A 903-nucleotide genomic window follows, 5' to 3' on the forward strand; every position below is an offset into this window, starting at 1 on the left:
TTCTATCAAGTTCGCATTCACTAAATTTTCGATTTGTACCGTTAACGTTCCGGTCGTGATGCCTAACTTTTCCGCCAGTTCTTTCATGCGCAGCGCACCATGGCCGCCCAGCACTTCAATGGTATGGACTTGGGCCAAAGAGTAGCCGGTTTCTTTTACGACTGACTGTTCCCAAGAAGACATCTTGTCATAGAACTCAGTCAGCATTTGATTCAACTTTTCTAGTTCGCTCATCATCAGCTATTTTGTAACTCTAGAGTAAGGTGATGAATCTTATCAAACTTACTCAATAATTGCTTAAATTCACTCAACGTTTTATCACTGCGATTATGTAACACAATCGCAGCCGAGTAATGATGTCCGCTCACCTTCCAAACATGCAGATCCAGCACGTCTGCGTATGGCTGAAGCGTCTCTCTGATTGCCTGTAGGTACTCGTGATTAATGTTCTCATCTAATAAGACTGGTGCGGTTTGCTTCATCAAACCGAGAGTCCATTTACCAATCACCAAAGCACCAACGATCCCCATAATGGCAGCTAACCAAATCCATCCGTAAAACTTACCGATAATAAGTGCGACGATCGCCAACAGTGACGTTAAGGTATCTGCCAAGACATGAAAATACGCGGCGGCAAGATTGTGGTCATGGTGCTCGTGCGAGTGTCCATGCGAATGGTTATGATCATGTGGGTGGTCGTGATCATGATGATGGTGATCATGCAGCAGCAACATACTTGCTAAGTTAACCACCAAACCAATCACTGCGACCATAATCGCTTCGTTGAATTGAATACTCTCAGGGTTAAACAAACGGTTAACGGATTCCACCATCATCATTAGCGCCACCATGCCCAAAGCAAGCGCGCTCGTAAAACCACCTACAACACTGACCTTCCCGGTA

2 protein-coding genes are annotated in these 903 nt (G+C 45.1%); both read right to left on the reverse strand.

From position 1 onward, the window contains the following. The coding region (locus R7O13_RS25170) for a helix-turn-helix domain-containing protein (RefSeq protein WP_318304984.1) at window positions 1-234 on the reverse strand (234 nt) is incomplete at its 3' end. 2 nt (window positions 235-236) lie between these two features. Next, window positions 237-903: CDF family Co(II)/Ni(II) efflux transporter DmeF (gene dmeF, locus R7O13_RS25175; protein ID WP_318304983.1), on the reverse strand; the 667-nt coding region annotated here is incomplete at its 5' end.

The organism is Vibrio sp. Y176 (genome assembly GCF_033438945.1).